Raw genomic sequence first — 14,947 nt, forward strand, 5'->3', positions numbered from 1 at the left:
TCATAGTTACTTTTTAATTCCAATAAAATAAAAAGAAGGGCAACAAGCCCTCCTTTCATTAATAACGATCTGCATCATGCCCCATCTGTTCAGCATGTCCGGGTGCGTCATCGCCATCTTTATCACCAAGTGGACGACCTTTATGCATCCCTTCCTCTTTCCGAGCATTCGCTAAACCTTCTCTTAGCCTCTTGCCATATTCATCATCCGCTGATTCAGCTAATGTAATCATTTTATCTTGTAACACCTTAGCACATGTGGAAAGATCATTCACTAAGTTTGATATCAATTCATCTTTTTCCCAGTCCTCAAATTCACGGAAGGTATGTCCAGCCTGTTTTGTATTATCATTACGATCAATCGATTCTCGAACGAGCTCACCACTGATTTTTGGTGTATGCTCTTTACCGGATTGCTCTGATTCTTTTAAACCACCTAAACTAGAAGGTTCATAGTTAACATGCGGATTTTGACCAGGTGCTTTATCGACATAGTAAGACATCTGTCCTCCACGCTGATTTGTCGCTTGATTTGTTTTCGGCTTATTAATAGGTAATTGCAAGTAGTTAGGTCCAACACGATACCTTTGCGTATCTGAATAAGAAAATGTCCGACCTTGCAACATTTTATCATCAGAAAAATCAAGACCATCAACGAGTACCCCTGTTCCGAAGGCAACTTGTTCGACCTCATTAAAATAATCTTCCGGATTCTTATTTAACACCATCTTACCAATATGAAGCCATGGAAATTGATCCTCCGGCCATAATTTTGTATCATCCAAGGGGTCAAAATCTAATTCTGGATGCGCATCATCACTCATGATTTGAACGAAAAAATCCCATTCAGGATAATTCTCTTTTTCAATTTCGTCATATAAGTCTTGTGTAGCATGATTAAAATTCTTTGCTTGAATCTGTTCTGCTTCCTCTTGTGTTAAATTTTTAATCCCTTGCTTCGGTTCCCAATGATACTTTACAAGTACCGCTTCCCCTTCTTCGTTAACCCATTTATATGTATTCACACCCGAGCCTTGCATTTGGCGATAGTTTGCCGGTATCCCCCAAGGTGAATAAAGAAATGTGACCATATGGAAACTTTCAGGTGAATTAGCACAAAAATCAAAAAACCTCTCTGCATCCTGAATATTGGTTAATGGGTCTGGTTTAAATGCATGCACCATGTCAGGAAACTTCATCGCATCCCGAATAAAAAATACTTTTAAATTATTACCTACTAAGTCCCAATTCCCATCTTCTGTATAAAATTTTGTTGCAAACCCTCTCGGATCTCGAAGTGTTTCCGGTGAGTGACCACCATGGATAACAGATGAAAAACGAACAAACACGGGTGTCTTCTTTCCTTTTTCTTGGAAAAGTTTTGCCCTTGTATATTTAGATACTGGTTCGTCACCTGCCATTCCTGTCGCTTCAAAATAACCATGAGCGCCAGCACCTCTTGCATGCACGACCCTTTCTGGAATACGCTCACGGTCGAAGTGACTAATTTTTTCAATAAAATCATAATTTTCTAGTGTCGCTGGTCCTCTGTTACTTACTGTTCGTATGTTTTGATTATTAGTAACCGGATGTCCTTGGCGGTTAGTCAAGGTTTCTTCTTGTTCGAATTTTTCATTTTCACCATTATGATCATTATTCATAGAAAAAAGCCTCCTTTTACATACCTTTCCTTGAGTAATATGTACAAGTTAGACATTTTCTATGTATAAATTTATGGACGAACAACAAACAACTCTCCTTTATAAGCAAAAGAAATACGGCCAGACTCTTCTGATACAACTAAGATAACCGCATCTGTAAGTTCCGATAAACCAAGGGCCGCCCGATGTCGTGTACCTAGAACGCGCCCATCTACTTCCATATTGGTTAAAGGAAGAATATTTCCAGCTGAAATGATTATATCACCACGAATTAATGTTCCTCCATCATGTACAGGACCACCTGGATAAAAAATCGTTTCTATTAAAGCTTGACTCACCCTTGCATCGATTTGAATGCCATTATGGATAAAAGGCGTAACATCCACTTCGCGCTCGATAATGATTAAGCCACCGTGACCTTTGTTCGATAGTGTTTGCCCCGCTAATGATATGCTAGAAAAATGGTTTGTAAACGGTGATAAATAATGCTGCAAGTAATAAGTCGCAGTTAGATTATGGGCATCAGACACGATTTGTTGGAGCTGTTCAAACTCGGTTAAAATGCAACAATCAACGCCAATATTAATATTTGATAAGTGAGAAAGCTGAGCCTCGATATCCTTTATATATTGTTCAAGTGTGCTCTGGTAGTCTTCTAAACCATATTGCATTTTTTTCTCCTTTCGCGGGGATATTTTTTCTCTATATCATATTTTGATTTATCATTCGTTAATTATGTTCTTTTTCTGTTGTTAGTTTTAGGTAAAAAAAAGAGCCAATCGGCTCTTTTTCGTACTCCATTTTTCAAGCAATAGGTAGCTTGGTTGCGTTAATCAAAGCGCGGATCTGTTCATAATTATCAGCTTCCATTAGCTCTATAATTTTTGATCCGACAATGACACCATCACAATACTGAAGAATTTCTTCTACATGTTCTGGTGTGGAGATTCCAAATCCAGCTAAGACGGGTAGTGGACTTATACTTTTTATTTTCTCTAAATGACTTGAGAGCTGAGAAGCAAATTGTGCTCTCGTACCAGTAATGCCATTTACGGTAACAGCGTAGACGAAACCTTTACCTCGCTTGGTTATTTCCTCAATTCTTTCGATTGGACTTTGTAATGTCACTAAACGAATCAATTCGATCTTAACTTCTTCTAAGTAAGAAGTGATAATCTCTTCTTCTTCAATAGGTAAATCAGGAATGATTAATCCATCGATACCGGATGTTTGAATATCTCTCGAGAACCGCTCCAGCCCATAAGATAATAATGGGTTCATATACGTCATAAAGATCAATGGAATATGGATAATTGGTCGTATTTCTCTAATACAATCAACAATTTCTTTTAATGTTACACCCGTATTTAAAGCTCTAATACCAGCCTCTTGAATAACGGGACCATCAGCTACTGGATCAGAAAATGGGATACCTATCTCAATGGCAGTTGCTCCTGCTTCTTGTAAAAACACTAACTTTTCTTTCAAAGATGGTAAGCCACCGTCCCCAGCCATTACATAAGGTACAAATGCTTTTTTTCCTTCTTTTTTCATTGTTTGGAACACTTTTTCGATGCGGTTCATGCTTTTACTCCCCCTATTTTCGATCTAACAGCCTCCATATCCTTATCTCCTCTACCCGAAAGACAAACAACGATATGTTCTGTTGGCTCCATTTCTTTTGCAAGTTTTATCGCATAACTAATTGCATGGGCACTTTCTAATGCCGGAATAATTCCTTCAGTTTTCGAGAGCACCTGTAACGCTTCCAGTGCTTCATCATCGGTAATGGCATCATATTGCACTCGTTCAATATCATGTAAATAGCAATGTTCAGGCCCGATCCCTGGATAATCTAGACCTGCTGATATTGAATGGGCTTCTTGAATTTGACCATCTTGATTTTGGAGGAGATACATATAGGCTCCGTGAAGAATACCAGGTTTGCCTTTCGCTAATGATGCTGCATGCTTTTCACTATGAAGTCCTAAGCCAGCAGCCTCTACGCCATAAAGTTTTACTTCACGATCTTCTAAAAACGGATAAAACATCCCAATTGCATTACTCCCTCCGCCGATACATGCCACTATCGCTTCTGGAAGTTTAACTTCTTTTTCGATAAATTGTTTTTTCGTTTCCTGGCCAATCACACTTTGAAAATCTCTAACAATTTTAGGGAAGGGATGTGGTCCCATAGCAGAGCCCAGTATATAATGCGTATCTTCTACATTTGACACCCAATATCTTAATGCTTCATTAACTGCATCTTTTAAAGTTGCACTTCCAGACTTTACACTGATGACCTTTGCACCGAGTATTTCCATCCGAAATACATTCAATTGCTGACGCAATATATCTTCTTCTCCCATAAAAATCACACATTCTAAATTAAGAAGCGCACAAGCCGTCGCAGTTGCTACACCATGCTGACCAGCCCCTGTTTCTGCAACAACCTTTGATTTTCCCATTCTTTTAGTCAATAATGCTTGCCCAAGAGAGTTATTTATTTTATGGGCACCAGTATGATTTAAATCTTCGCGCTTGAGATAGATTTTTCCACCCCCAGCGTATTTTGTCAAATTTTTCGCGTAATAGAGTGGTGTTTCTCTTCCAACATAATCTCTTAATAAATCATTTAGCTCATTTTGAAATGCAGGATCGACTTTTGCTTTTTCATATTCTTTTTCTAATTCTAGGATGGCCTGCATAAGAGTTTCTGGTACATATCTTCCTCCATACGTGCCAAAATGTCCTTTTTCATCTGGTAGGGTAGTTGTTGTCATTTTTATTCCTCCTCTTAATTTGTTGCTTCTATAAATCTTCTAATTTTACTCGGACTTTTTTTTCCATCTATTTCAACACCTGAACTTACATCAACCATAAAGGGAGCAGATTGTGAAATGGCGACTTTAACATTTTCTGCTGTTAAACCGCCAGCGAGGATCAATTTCGGGTGTTTTCTTTGCATTTCTTGCAGCAATGTCCAATCAAAGCTCGTTCCATTACCGCCATGGTATTTACCTCTTGGACTATCAACAAGAATGTAATCATCATCGTATTCATAGATAAGGTCGATATCTTTTTCGCTTTTCATTTGTATCGCTTTAATTACCTCAAAACCTTGGGATTTGATTTCTGTGCAATAGGTTTTCGATTCATCACCGTGTAATTGCACATGTGTTAAGCCTACTTCTTTTGCTATAAGAAGAAGCGATTCTATTGGCTCATCAACAAAGACTCCGACCTTCCATACATTTATAGGCAAACCTTTAATAATCTTTTTCGCCTTCTCGGTAGAAATTCTACGTTTACTTACAGCAAAAACAAATCCGAGGGCATCAGCCCCATAGACTATTGCTTGCTGTGCAATTTCCTCACTAACAATTCCACAAATTTTCACTTTCATTTCGATCCACCAGCCAAATGTTGCGTCTTTTTCATTTGTCTCATCAATAATTCTAAGTTTTCAGATTTCATCAATGCTTCCCCGACTAAAATACCGTCTGCTCCAGCATTAATTACTCTTGCTACATCTTCCCCTGTTTTTAAACCACTCTCACTAATTAAGAACGCTCCTGATTCTTTTATAAGTGGAGCGAGTGATTCCGTTACCTGCAAATCCACACCAAATGTATGAAGATCACGATTATTCACACCAATGATTTCAGCTCCTAATTCTATTGCCCTTTCTGCTTCAGCTTTATTGTGTACTTCGACCAAAACCTCAAGACCCTCATTGATTGCAAAATGAAAGAGTTGTTTTAACTGATCTTTCGTTAATGCTGCAACAATCAATAAAATAACTGTTGCCCCATGATTTTTGGCATAAACGATTTGCCTTTCATCGATAATAAAGTCTTTACATAATAAAGGTAGCGATACCGCATCAAAAACAGTTGTTAAATCTGTAAAATTTCCTTTAAAAAATGGGGTATCGGTCAGAACAGACATCGCATCAGCACCAAAGCGCTCATATAAACAGGCTTGCTCGTCAGGTTGTAATAGATTATTTATGATACCTTTAGAGGGAGATGCTCGTTTAAATTCAGCGATAATCACAGGTTTATTTTTTTCTAATTGTTTTAATAAAGAGCGTGTAGTTCCGTTCCTTCGACTATTTCCGGAATAGGCTAAATTTGATAAAGTTCGTCTTTTTTCTGAAATGATACGATCTAAGATTGTCATGAGTCTATATCACCTTTTCTGTAGATTGAACACTTAATGTTTTTAGTTGCTCTAACTTTTCCATTGCTGCGCCTGAATCAATGATTTCTAAAGCAAGTTGCACGCCTTCCTTAATTGATTCAGTTCTTCCACCAACAAAAATACCTATCCCAGCATTAAGCGCAACAGTTTCTCGATACGCCCCTTTTTCTCCTTCTAAGACCCGAAGTAAAATTGCTGCATTTTCTTTTGCATAACCACCACGAATTTTTTCATTCGCATACACATGTAAACCCACTTCTTCAGGATGAAGCATAGTGGTTTGAATGTTTCCGTCTTTTAAAATAGCTAAATAGTTTTCACCTTGTAAAGAAGCTTCGTCCATATACCCTGCTCCATTGATAACGACCGCTCTTTTTCGCCCTAGCTTTTGAAGGACTTCAGCAAACATTTCAACAGCATCTCTTTTATAAATACCTAATAATTGATTTTCTAAATTCATTGGATTAATTAGCGGACCTAATAGATTGAATGTTGTCGGAATTCTTAAATCTTGTCTTACTTTCATAATCCTCTTGATTTGCGGATGAACATTAGGTGCAAATAAAAATGCGATGCCAATCTTTTCTAATATTCCTTCAATTTGTCGTGGGGATAAATCAAGACGAATCCCTAAATGTTCCAAGACATCCGCACTGCCCGTTTTACTTGATACGCTCCTATTTCCATGCTTCGCTACAGGAATACCGCTTGCAGCTATAACAAAAGCAGAAGTAGTACTAATATTAAAGCTTTTTGAACCATCTCCTCCAGTACCACAATTATCCATTAAATGAGGAATAGATGTATCAAAGGTTAACGCATGAGCTCTTAATGCTTTTACAAATGTTGCGATTTCATTAACCGTCTCTCCTTTTGCTTTTAAGCTAACAAGAAAGGCAGCAATTTCACTATCCGTAATATCTGGCGAAAACAGATATTGTACAGCTTCTATCATTTCTTCTTCTGTTAATGAAATGCTATTGGTTAATTGCAGCAGAATTTCTTTCATCATTCTCTCTCCTTTTAGTGTTTTCAATAAAATGTCTCAACATCTTTTGGCCTTGTAATGTACCAATCGATTCAGGGTGAAATTGAAATCCATATAAATCAAATGCTTCATGCTTAATAGCCATTATTTCGCCGTCCTCTAGTGAACGTGCTGAAATGTTGAAGTACCCTGGAAGGCTACCTGATTTGATGACTAATGAGTGATACCTCATCACTACCAGCGGTTGACTCATATATTGAAATACCCCCGCACCTGTATGCATCATGTTTGAGGTTTTTCCATGCATAATTTTCTTCGCTTCAGTGATTTCACCTCCGAATGCATATCCAATTGCTTGATGACCTAAACAAACACCTAAAATGGGATATTCTTGATGTAATTGTTGAATTAATTCCACACATATACCTGCATTCTCTGGGCGCCCAGGGCCAGGTGACAAAATGATATGAGTCGGATCTAATAAACGAATTTCTTCGACAGTTATTTGGTTATTTCGTTTCACTACGACCGTTTGCCCTAGTTCTCCTAAATATTGATACAAGTTATAAGTAAATGAATCATAATTATCAATTAATAAAATCATTTGTTTGCCTCCAGAAATGCCTTTAATTTATGAATCGTTTCTTCATATTCTTTTTTAGGAATCGAATCATAAACAATTCCTGCACCAGCCTGAATATATGCGTTCCCATCCTTTGCTACCATCGTTCGAATAGCAAGAGCAAAATCCATATTACCGTTTGTGGATAAATAACCAATGGCTCCGGAATAGATACCTCTTTTTGTTTCCTCTAATTCATTGATAATTTCCATCGCTCTTATTTTTGGTGCACCTGATACTGTACCAGCTGGCAGGCAAGAAATAAGTGCATCAATATTTGTACATTCATTCTTTAACTGCCCCTCTACTTCAGAAACAAGATGCATCACATGTTTATATTTTTCAATATTCATATATTTCCGAATGCTAATCGTCCCAAATTCACATACTCTACCTAAATCATTTCTCCCAAGATCAAGAAGCATTCGATGCTCTGCCACCTCTTTTTCATCTTGCTTGAGCTCTTTTGCTAACAAATCATCTTCTAAATTGTTTCTCCCTCTAGGCCTTGTGCCGGCAATTGGATTGGTCATTACTTTGTGCTGATTCACCTTTACTAAACTCTCTGGCGAAGCCCCCGCTACTTTGTAATCACCAAAGTCCAAGTAATACATATATGGAGAAGGGTTATCAATTCTGAGTTTTCTATAAAAATCAAAAGGATCTCCACTTATTTCTGCTTGTAACCGCTGGGATAATACTACTTGAAAAATATCTCCCGCCTTTATATATTCTTTTGCTTTTTCTACTTTTGAGATAAATGCATCTTCGCTCATTAGTGGTCTATATTGACTGATTCGCGCTTTTTCACCCGTTTTTTGCTCCATAGAAAATAGCTCTGCCTTACGCTTACTTAATTTTTCTTCTAGTTGCCTTTTATTTGATACGATTGGTACTCCTACTAAAAATAATTTTTGCTTTAGATGGTCAAAAACAATCACTTCTTCAAAGAACATGAAATGTACTTCGGGAATTTGCAAATCATCCTGTATTTCAATTCCTATTTCTTCATATTGTCTAATAACATCATAACCAGCAAACCCCACGGCACCACCGATAAACGGGAATTGTTGAGAATTGCGAATGCCAATTTTTTCCATTTGCTCTTTGACTACTTCTAACGGTTTATTTTTTACTTCTTCTCTTTCATTTTCTGAGAGTATAATCGTAGATCTTGCACTTCCTTGCACTTCTAAAACGGGATTGCAGCCGATAAAAGAAAATCTACCAGCGTCTTCATGTTTTAAAGAGCTTTCAAACAAAAATTTCTTTTTACCTGAAAGCTTTTGATAAATGGCAATTGGTGTTAATAAATCACCATCATTGACTTCTAAAATAACCAGGGTTTCTAAAGTCTGATTCATGTTCTCACTTCTCCTTATCAATAATAAATCGAATTTAAACGCAAAAAATCCCCTATACCATAAACGCTCAATAGCTTTAGGTATAGAGGACGTATCTATATAGATGCGTGGTGCCACCTCAAGTTCAGAATGTCCATGGGGACATTCTCTTTTTCAAGTACAGATGTCAAAATCGATACTCTATCCTTTTAACGGCGGAATCCCGTGTCCCTTACTTACATTTTTCAGGGTACCTCTCACAAGTCCATTCCATTTATCGATCACACCGGATTCCCACCAACACCAGCTCTCTTATGTGATTAACGATAAATATACTACTCTTGATCAACGATTTGTTTTATGAAATTAAACGAAAAAGGGCCTCTCTCCTTATTAAAAAGGACGAGAGACCCGTGGTGCCACCTTTATTAGCTGTAAATTACAACTCACTTAACAAATACGAATAACAAATTCGTATTTATCTCTTTTAACGATGAGACATTCGCCAGAGCCTACTAGTTATAAAAGGTTCGGTCTGGAAGCTCGGAAGTCCATTCACTTATATCACCCACTGATTCCCACCAACCATCAGCTCTCTAAAATGAGCATATATAAGATACTACTCTTCGTCATTGCTTACGTCTTATTTGTTACATATGATATGCCTGATTCTTTTAATTGTCAATAGGTTTTCGTTTAATTTTTAATCTTTTTTCTAATATTTCTGTCCACTCTTGCGATAACCCAGATACATTCAACAATTTTTCCATTGCTACAATATCTTTTAGTTTATGTAGTATAATATCAGTCGCATCCCATACAGACAGTTCCGATTGCTTTCTTTCGACTAATTGAATTTCTGACTGAAGGTCAATCGTTCCCTCTTTTAACACACGGAAAAAATAACCTGTATGATTCGTCTGAAAAACCTTTTTTAATAATTGATCTTCACCATTAAATTTTGAGATGGTTGAACAAGGAACTCTCCCTTGTGTCACTTCAACAATCGTTTCACCAATTGCAAACACATCACCAATATATATTTCCTTCTCAGTCATATTTGTTGTACTAATATTTTCACCAAAAGAAGGAAGCATAAAAGTACGGTTAAATGCCTTTTGCCATTTTTCATAATGTTCGTACGGATAAAGACATAATGCTCTGTCAATCCCACCATGAAAATCTGTATTAGCTACTCCGTCGCCTTCAATCGCATCTTTTTTTAAAAAGAGTTCTTTTACAGGTGTTTTACCGATAGCAGATGTTTCATGCTTTTCTTTCCATTGATAATCTCTAGGTTTACCTTTACTTAAAGATACAATTCTCAATTTCCTGCCCCCTTTATCTACCTTTCATTTTAGCTTTTATTACTAATTTTTACTAGTTAGGAAAAAACAAAATTGTAGCCATACTTTCTGTTCATTTCGTTTATATTAATAAATAGTGTTTGTGAGGGTAAAAACAATTGAAAGTGAGTTAACCATGGACCATATTGAACAAGCCATACAAAAAAAGACGAGTAAAAATAAAAAACAAAATAAAAAGAATAACCAAAAATGGGCTATTTTATCTATTTCTTCCATTCCGCTTGTCATGACCCTTGGAAATTCTATGCTCATACCTGTCTTACCAGTTATGGAAAAAAAACTATCAATTAATTCTTTCCAAGTAAGTATGATTATCACAATATATTCCATTGTCGCCATCTTTCTCATCCCGATTGCCGGTTATCTTTCTGACCATATTGGAAGAAAAAAAGTCATTATCCCTAGTCTGTTGATTGCAGGAATTGGTGGAATTGTTTCTGGTTGGGCTGCATGGAAGTTGGAAAATCCCTATACGGTCATCTTGATTGGAAGAGCCCTTCAAGGGGTAGGAGCTGCCGGAGCTCAACCAATAGTCATGCCATTAGTTGGTGATATGTTTAAAAATGATGATGATGTAAGTAGTTCGTTAGGTTTAATCGAGACCTCCAATACTTTCGGAAAAGTATTAAGTCCCATTTTAGGAGCTTTGCTTGCCGGAGTAATTTGGTTTTTACCTTTCTTTTCAATTCCTGTTTTTTGTTTATGTTCGATTATCTTAATGCTTTTTCTCGTAAAAACACCCAATAAGCGAGAAGAACCTATTCCTTTTAAGGAGTTTTTTCAGCATATAAAAGACATATTTACACAAAAAGGAAAATGGTTATATGCCATTTTTCTTATTGGTGCAATCCTCATGCTTGTTCTATTCGGGATATTATTTTATTTATCCGATTTATTAGAGAAAAGCTATCATATAAAAAATATAAAAAAAGGTCTGCTCCTGGCATTACCTTTATGTTCACTCTGTGCATCTTCCTATATTACAGGAAAGTTAATTAAGCAAAACAAAATATTGATGAAGTGGATGATATTTGTCAGTTGTTTAGGAGCAATGATCTCTGTAGCATTACTAAGCTTAAATGACCAGCTCTGGTTTATGATTATGCTGTTTCTGTTATGCGGAATTGGTATCGGAGCGGCGTTGCCCTGTTTGGATGCAATGATTACTGAAGGCATTGAAAAAGAGCAAAGAGGGACGATATCTTCTATTTATAGCTCTATGCGTTTTATTGGTGTCGCAGCAGGACCACCTATTACGGCATTATTGTTAAAGCATGCAGAAAATTGGATGTTCTATATCTTTAGTCTTATTTTACTGATAGCTGCATTAGCAACCTTCTTAGCAATTAAGCCGAAATCATAAGGAACACAGAAGATAAACCCGTGACAACTGAACACTCATATGATATGATTTTATTATATATTTCGTATAAAAATGACCACAAGTGTTGCAGCACCTGTGGCCATCTGCAATAGGTTCGTCCTAAAAGGGGACGGCCAAATAAGTTTGACGTAGACCTCACCCTAAAAGTTTAAAGGCTCAAGGGGGGTCTATTTTTTATGATTAAAAGCTAAGACCGCCATAATCAGTGTTGTAAATGAAATCATCAACATTAGAGATTCAAATACTGTCAAAAGGCCTCACCCCCTTTCTACGGGGTTAGCCGACCACCCTTGTGAACACTATCGCTCTTCCATTATAACATATTTTCACAAAAATATAAGAACACATGTTCTGTTTTTGAAAATTGAGCCTATCCACCTATTCTACATTAGGTTTTCTTTTGATGGTTCCTAGCAACAGTGCAGCAAAAAGACTACCTACCGCAATGGCCAACAAAAAGGAAAGAGAAGAACCGAACACAAAAGGTGTAACTAATACTCCTCCATGAGGAATCGCAATCCCTGTATGTGTTGCCATCGACAACGCACCCGCAGTTGCAGAACCAAGGAGAATTGGTGGTATATATGCCTTCTTATTCCGCTCGACAAAAGGGATCGCTCCTTCAGTCATAAACAAAAACCCTTTTACATAATTTGTACGATAATATAAACGTTCATTTTTAGAGAACTTCCAATAAAAAATACTCGTCGCAAAAGCAATGGCAAGTGGAGGAACCATTCCACCAACCATAATAGCAGCTAATGGTTCGTATACACCATTTAACATAAATCCAATACCAACCAAATAAGTCATTTTATTAATAGGACCACCTAGGTCAATGGCCATTAATAGTCCGAACATCGCACCAATCAAGATAGACAAAGGTGTCGTCATCGTTTGGAATAATGTTGTAATGAATTGTGTTAACCAGGTTAATGGTTGTAATAATACAAACATCGCCAATAAAGTCATCAAAATGCCGATGACAGGATAAATGATAATGTTCGACATCGCTGTGATAGAGGATGGTAAATAATTCGTCCATTTCTTTAAACGATTAATAATGAACCCACCGATTAAACCTGCACATATCCCACCAATCAAGCCTGAACCATTCATTGCAGCGAATAAACCACCAATTGCTCCTGGCGCAAATCCTGGGCGATCACTAATGCTTTTACCAATATAGCCAGCAAATATAGGCATTAATAAAACAATAATTGTTTGATCACCGAAAAAAGAGAGAATCTCCCAAAATTGATGACGGAAATCTGAACTAAAAATCGTTAATGACAATAAAAATCCAGCTGCAATGGCAAGGGGGAGCATATTAGATAACCCATTCATCACATGTTGATAAAGCTCTCTTGACCAAGTTTTACTATTTTTATTTACATGATTATGGTCATATATGTCACAATCTTGTGAAACAGCTTTTTCTAATAACTGAAAAGGTTTACTCATACCATCTGCAACAGAGGCTTGCACCATATGTTTGCCACTAAATCGCTCCAACTCTACTTTTGTATCGGCTGCAATAATAATGGCAGTTGCTTTTTCTATTTCAGCTTTTGTAATATGTTGCTTAACCCCAGCAGCGCCATTTGTTTCGACTTTTAGAGGAATATGCAAAGTGGCGGCAGCTGACTCTAAGGAATGAGCCGCCATATAAGTATGAGCAATCCCTGTTGGACAACCTGTAACTGCTAAAATAAATGGAGTCTCTTCATTCGTTTCATAAGTTTCATTTCTAGTATCATCTTTATCCAATTCACTAATAATCGAGAGTAAATCACTCTTTGACTCTGCCGTCATTAGTTTGAAATGAGTTTCTTTGTTCATTAAAATGGTTGATAACTTAGCTAATATATCCAAATGAAGTTCATCGGCGTTTTCCGGAACAGCAATAAGGAAGATAAGATGGGCTTTTTCACCATCTAAAGAGTTAAACTCTATCCCTCCATGACTCCTTGCTAAAGCAATACCAACTTGTGTGACTGCCCTAGATTTTGCATGTGGAATCGCAACGCCGTTGCCTATACCTGTAGTACTTTGCGCTTCTCGTTTAAGCACATCAGCAAGGAAAAGCCCTTTTTCCTTTATACCACCATCATTGTACAGCGTATCGACTAACGCAGTAATCGCTTCTACTTTTGTCACTTCCTCAAGTGAGAGAAGAATTGATTCTTCACTTAATAAATCAGTAATATTCAATACCTCTCTCCTTTCCACTAACAAAAAGTCTTTTTATCTTTCAATCATACAAAAAATAATAAGAAAATCAATCATTTTTTCTAGCAAATGATAATTGCTGAAATTGTTCATGTATGCTAGAATCGAAATAACAATATATAGTTAAATTCAACTTCACTAATCACTATATATTGTATTTTGCAAGATTATCCTCATCCATAGTCTCATTTTCCGTTTCTTGATAAGAAACGGCTTTTTTCTGTTTATCTTTTTCCTATTGACTATATCATCACCCAACGATTGGAAATAAAATGATACTTCCAGTATATCTAAAGTTCCTGTATAACTATAGATGTTTACGTATGCATTTCTTACTATTTTTATGACTATTCTGTGACCATTGTATCATTAATTAAAGAAATCATTATTTTTAAAATAGGTAAATAAAATAACTCCATATAGTCCGGTTACATGTTACAATATGAAAAATGCAATATATTACTATTGTTTTGATTCAATTATAACGAAGTGATTAAAATTTAGAGGAGTATGGATCATGGCAAAGCCATCTAGTGAAACAGTCATCTTTTATATTGCAGGAAGTATTTTCACTGTATTATCAATTGGTGGAATTACTTTTTTATTAACAGAATGTTATCAATCACAAACCCTCAATGGTGCAGAGCTATGGATTATTATGCTCGTTAGTTTTGCAGTAACCGCTTTATGTGATTTTGAGTTAGAACTTGAAAAACAAAGTGACACATAAATAATTCACTAACAGGCAGAGGTAATCGTTTTGATTACTGGAATTGCTTTTCTTGTTTGCAAATGGAACATAACAAAAACTTTTTCACTTGTTGCTATGATTTTTTGATCTCTAGTTGCCATTTGTTGAGAAATGACAAAACTCGTATGACCAACTCTCTTTAATGTTGTCGTAATCTCTAACAGTTCTCCCACTAATGCCTCTTTTATATACTCACTTTCCACTTTCTTTACAACGCAACCGATATGTCTTGATTGTAAATATTGATTCGTTAGACCAAGCGCTAAAAACCAGTCATCAATACCACATTCGAAGTAGTTGAAATATTTCAAATAGTTCATATGACCAAGTTCATCTATATCACTCTCACGAACAACAATACTTGTTTTAATTTTTTTCAATTTAAGCCAGTCCT

At 36.5% G+C, this 14,947-nt stretch carries 15 protein-coding genes and 2 other annotated features; of the genes, 2 read left to right on the top strand and 13 right to left on the bottom strand.

From position 1 onward, the window contains the following. Nucleotides 1–58 precede the first annotated feature (58 nt). The 10 genes from MKY26_RS07780 to MKY26_RS07825 form a co-directional block, all read right to left on the bottom strand. Nucleotides 59–1,660, bottom strand: coding sequence for a catalase (locus MKY26_RS07780; protein WP_307313416.1), 1,602 nt, complete (start codon nucleotides 1,658–1,660; stop codon nucleotides 59–61). Between the two features lie 71 nt (nucleotides 1,661–1,731). Further along, nucleotides 1,732–2,331, bottom strand: coding sequence for a sporulation-specific diadenylate cyclase CdaS (gene cdaS, locus MKY26_RS07785; protein WP_095372991.1), 600 nt, complete (start codon nucleotides 2,329–2,331; stop codon nucleotides 1,732–1,734). Nucleotides 2,332–2,464: 133 nt separating this feature from the next. After that, nucleotides 2,465–3,244 carry a tryptophan synthase subunit alpha gene (trpA, locus tag MKY26_RS07790; protein ID WP_322909488.1) on the bottom strand — a complete coding sequence of 260 codons (780 nt, stop codon included), beginning with the start codon at nucleotides 3,242–3,244 and terminating at the stop codon, nucleotides 2,465–2,467. Beyond that, on the bottom strand, nucleotides 3,241–4,443 hold the full coding sequence (gene trpB, locus MKY26_RS07795; protein ID WP_341094890.1) for a tryptophan synthase subunit beta: 1,203 nt from the start codon (nucleotides 4,441–4,443) through the stop codon (nucleotides 3,241–3,243). The genes trpA and trpB overlap by 4 nt, the downstream gene beginning before the upstream one ends. 14 nt (nucleotides 4,444–4,457) lie before the next feature. Beyond that, nucleotides 4,458–5,066 carry a phosphoribosylanthranilate isomerase gene (locus MKY26_RS07800; RefSeq protein ID WP_095372988.1) on the bottom strand — a complete coding sequence of 203 codons (609 nt, stop codon included), beginning with the start codon at nucleotides 5,064–5,066 and terminating at the stop codon, nucleotides 4,458–4,460. Beyond that, nucleotides 5,063–5,845, bottom strand: a complete 783-nt coding sequence (gene trpC, locus MKY26_RS07805) for an indole-3-glycerol phosphate synthase TrpC (protein WP_341094900.1) — start codon at nucleotides 5,843–5,845, stop codon at nucleotides 5,063–5,065. Before trpC ends, MKY26_RS07800 begins: the two co-directional genes overlap by 4 nt. A 4-nt stretch (nucleotides 5,846–5,849) precedes the next feature. Next, the gene (gene trpD, locus MKY26_RS07810; RefSeq protein WP_095372986.1) at nucleotides 5,850–6,875 is read right to left on the bottom strand and encodes an anthranilate phosphoribosyltransferase; all 1,026 of its coding nucleotides are present in this window, start codon (nucleotides 6,873–6,875) and stop codon (nucleotides 5,850–5,852) included. After that, complete coding sequence (locus tag MKY26_RS07815; RefSeq protein ID WP_328197847.1) at nucleotides 6,844–7,458, bottom strand: anthranilate synthase component II; 615 nt, start codon at nucleotides 7,456–7,458, stop codon at nucleotides 6,844–6,846. The genes trpD and MKY26_RS07815 overlap by 32 nt, the downstream gene beginning before the upstream one ends. Beyond that, a complete protein-coding gene (gene trpE / locus MKY26_RS07820) occupies nucleotides 7,455–8,840 on the bottom strand; it encodes an anthranilate synthase component I (RefSeq protein ID WP_341094917.1) in 1,386 nt (461 codons plus the stop codon). The genes MKY26_RS07815 and trpE overlap by 4 nt, the downstream gene beginning before the upstream one ends. 82 nt (nucleotides 8,841–8,922) lie before the next feature. Then, nucleotides 8,923–9,177, bottom strand: a binding site (T-box leader). A 37-nt stretch (nucleotides 9,178–9,214) separates the two neighbouring features. Beyond that, nucleotides 9,215–9,461 (bottom strand) — a binding site (T-box leader). Between the two features lie 32 nt (nucleotides 9,462–9,493). Further along, the gene (locus MKY26_RS07825; protein ID WP_341094925.1) at nucleotides 9,494–10,147 is read right to left on the bottom strand and encodes an MOSC domain-containing protein; all 654 of its coding nucleotides are present in this window, start codon (nucleotides 10,145–10,147) and stop codon (nucleotides 9,494–9,496) included. 154 nt (nucleotides 10,148–10,301) lie between these two features. On the opposite strand from MKY26_RS07825, the gene MKY26_RS07830 reads away from it, so the two are divergent. After that, nucleotides 10,302–11,549 (top strand): MFS transporter, encoded by a 1,248-nt coding sequence (locus MKY26_RS07830; RefSeq protein ID WP_095372983.1) that lies wholly within the window; start codon nucleotides 10,302–10,304, stop codon nucleotides 11,547–11,549. Nucleotides 11,550–11,737: 188 nt separating this feature from the next. Here the strand turns inward: MKY26_RS07830 and MKY26_RS23385 are convergent, their stop codons facing one another. Together MKY26_RS23385 and MKY26_RS07835 are read right to left on the bottom strand one after the other, a co-directional pair. After that, nucleotides 11,738–11,821, bottom strand: a complete 84-nt coding sequence (locus MKY26_RS23385) for a putative holin-like toxin (protein ID WP_224938507.1) — start codon at nucleotides 11,819–11,821, stop codon at nucleotides 11,738–11,740. Between the two features lie 127 nt (nucleotides 11,822–11,948). Continuing rightward, entirely contained in the window at nucleotides 11,949–13,784 is a 1,836-nt protein-coding gene (locus tag MKY26_RS07835) for a PTS fructose transporter subunit IIABC (RefSeq protein WP_322909491.1), read from the bottom strand. Nucleotides 13,785–14,319: 535 nt separating this feature from the next. On the opposite strand from MKY26_RS07835, the gene MKY26_RS07840 reads away from it, so the two are divergent. Continuing rightward, nucleotides 14,320–14,532, top strand: coding sequence for a hypothetical protein (locus MKY26_RS07840; RefSeq protein WP_095372981.1), 213 nt, complete (start codon nucleotides 14,320–14,322; stop codon nucleotides 14,530–14,532). Nucleotides 14,533–14,540: 8 nt separating this feature from the next. Here the strand turns inward: MKY26_RS07840 and MKY26_RS07845 are convergent, their stop codons facing one another. Beyond that, on the bottom strand, nucleotides 14,541–14,933 hold the full coding sequence (locus MKY26_RS07845) for an acyl-CoA thioesterase (protein WP_224938462.1): 393 nt from the start codon (nucleotides 14,931–14,933) through the stop codon (nucleotides 14,541–14,543). Nucleotides 14,934–14,947 lie beyond the last annotated feature (14 nt).

This window comes from Cytobacillus sp. FSL R7-0680 (assembly GCF_038009245.1).
GTDB classification, from domain to species: domain Bacteria; phylum Bacillota; class Bacilli; order Bacillales; family Cytobacillaceae; genus Cytobacillus; species Cytobacillus kochii.

What these genes read in the sequence shown, in the direction of transcription:
- trpD (WP_095372986.1), bottom strand. Translation starts at nt 6,875, where the DNA reads ATGAAAGAAATTCTGCTGCAATTAACCAATAGCATTTCATTAACAGAA.
- trpE (WP_341094917.1), bottom strand. Translation starts at nt 8,840, where the DNA reads ATGAATCAGACTTTAGAAACCCTGGTTATTTTAGAAGTCAATGATGGT.
- cdaS (WP_095372991.1), bottom strand. Translation starts at nt 2,331, where the DNA reads ATGCAATATGGTTTAGAAGACTACCAGAGCACACTTGAACAATATATA.
- MKY26_RS07780 (WP_307313416.1), bottom strand. Translation starts at nt 1,660, where the DNA reads ATGAATAATGATCATAATGGTGAAAATGAAAAATTCGAACAAGAAGAA.
- MKY26_RS07830 (WP_095372983.1), top strand. Translation starts at nt 10,302, where the DNA reads ATGGACCATATTGAACAAGCCATACAAAAAAAGACGAGTAAAAATAAA.
- MKY26_RS07800 (WP_095372988.1), bottom strand. Translation starts at nt 5,066, where the DNA reads ATGAAAGTGAAAATTTGTGGAATTGTTAGTGAGGAAATTGCACAGCAA.
- trpC (WP_341094900.1), bottom strand. Translation starts at nt 5,845, where the DNA reads ATGACAATCTTAGATCGTATCATTTCAGAAAAAAGACGAACTTTATCA.
- MKY26_RS07840 (WP_095372981.1), top strand. Translation starts at nt 14,320, where the DNA reads ATGGCAAAGCCATCTAGTGAAACAGTCATCTTTTATATTGCAGGAAGT.
- MKY26_RS07815 (WP_328197847.1), bottom strand. Translation starts at nt 7,458, where the DNA reads ATGATTTTATTAATTGATAATTATGATTCATTTACTTATAACTTGTAT.
- trpB (WP_341094890.1), bottom strand. Translation starts at nt 4,443, where the DNA reads ATGACAACAACTACCCTACCAGATGAAAAAGGACATTTTGGCACGTAT.
- trpA (WP_322909488.1), bottom strand. Translation starts at nt 3,244, where the DNA reads ATGAACCGCATCGAAAAAGTGTTCCAAACAATGAAAAAAGAAGGAAAA.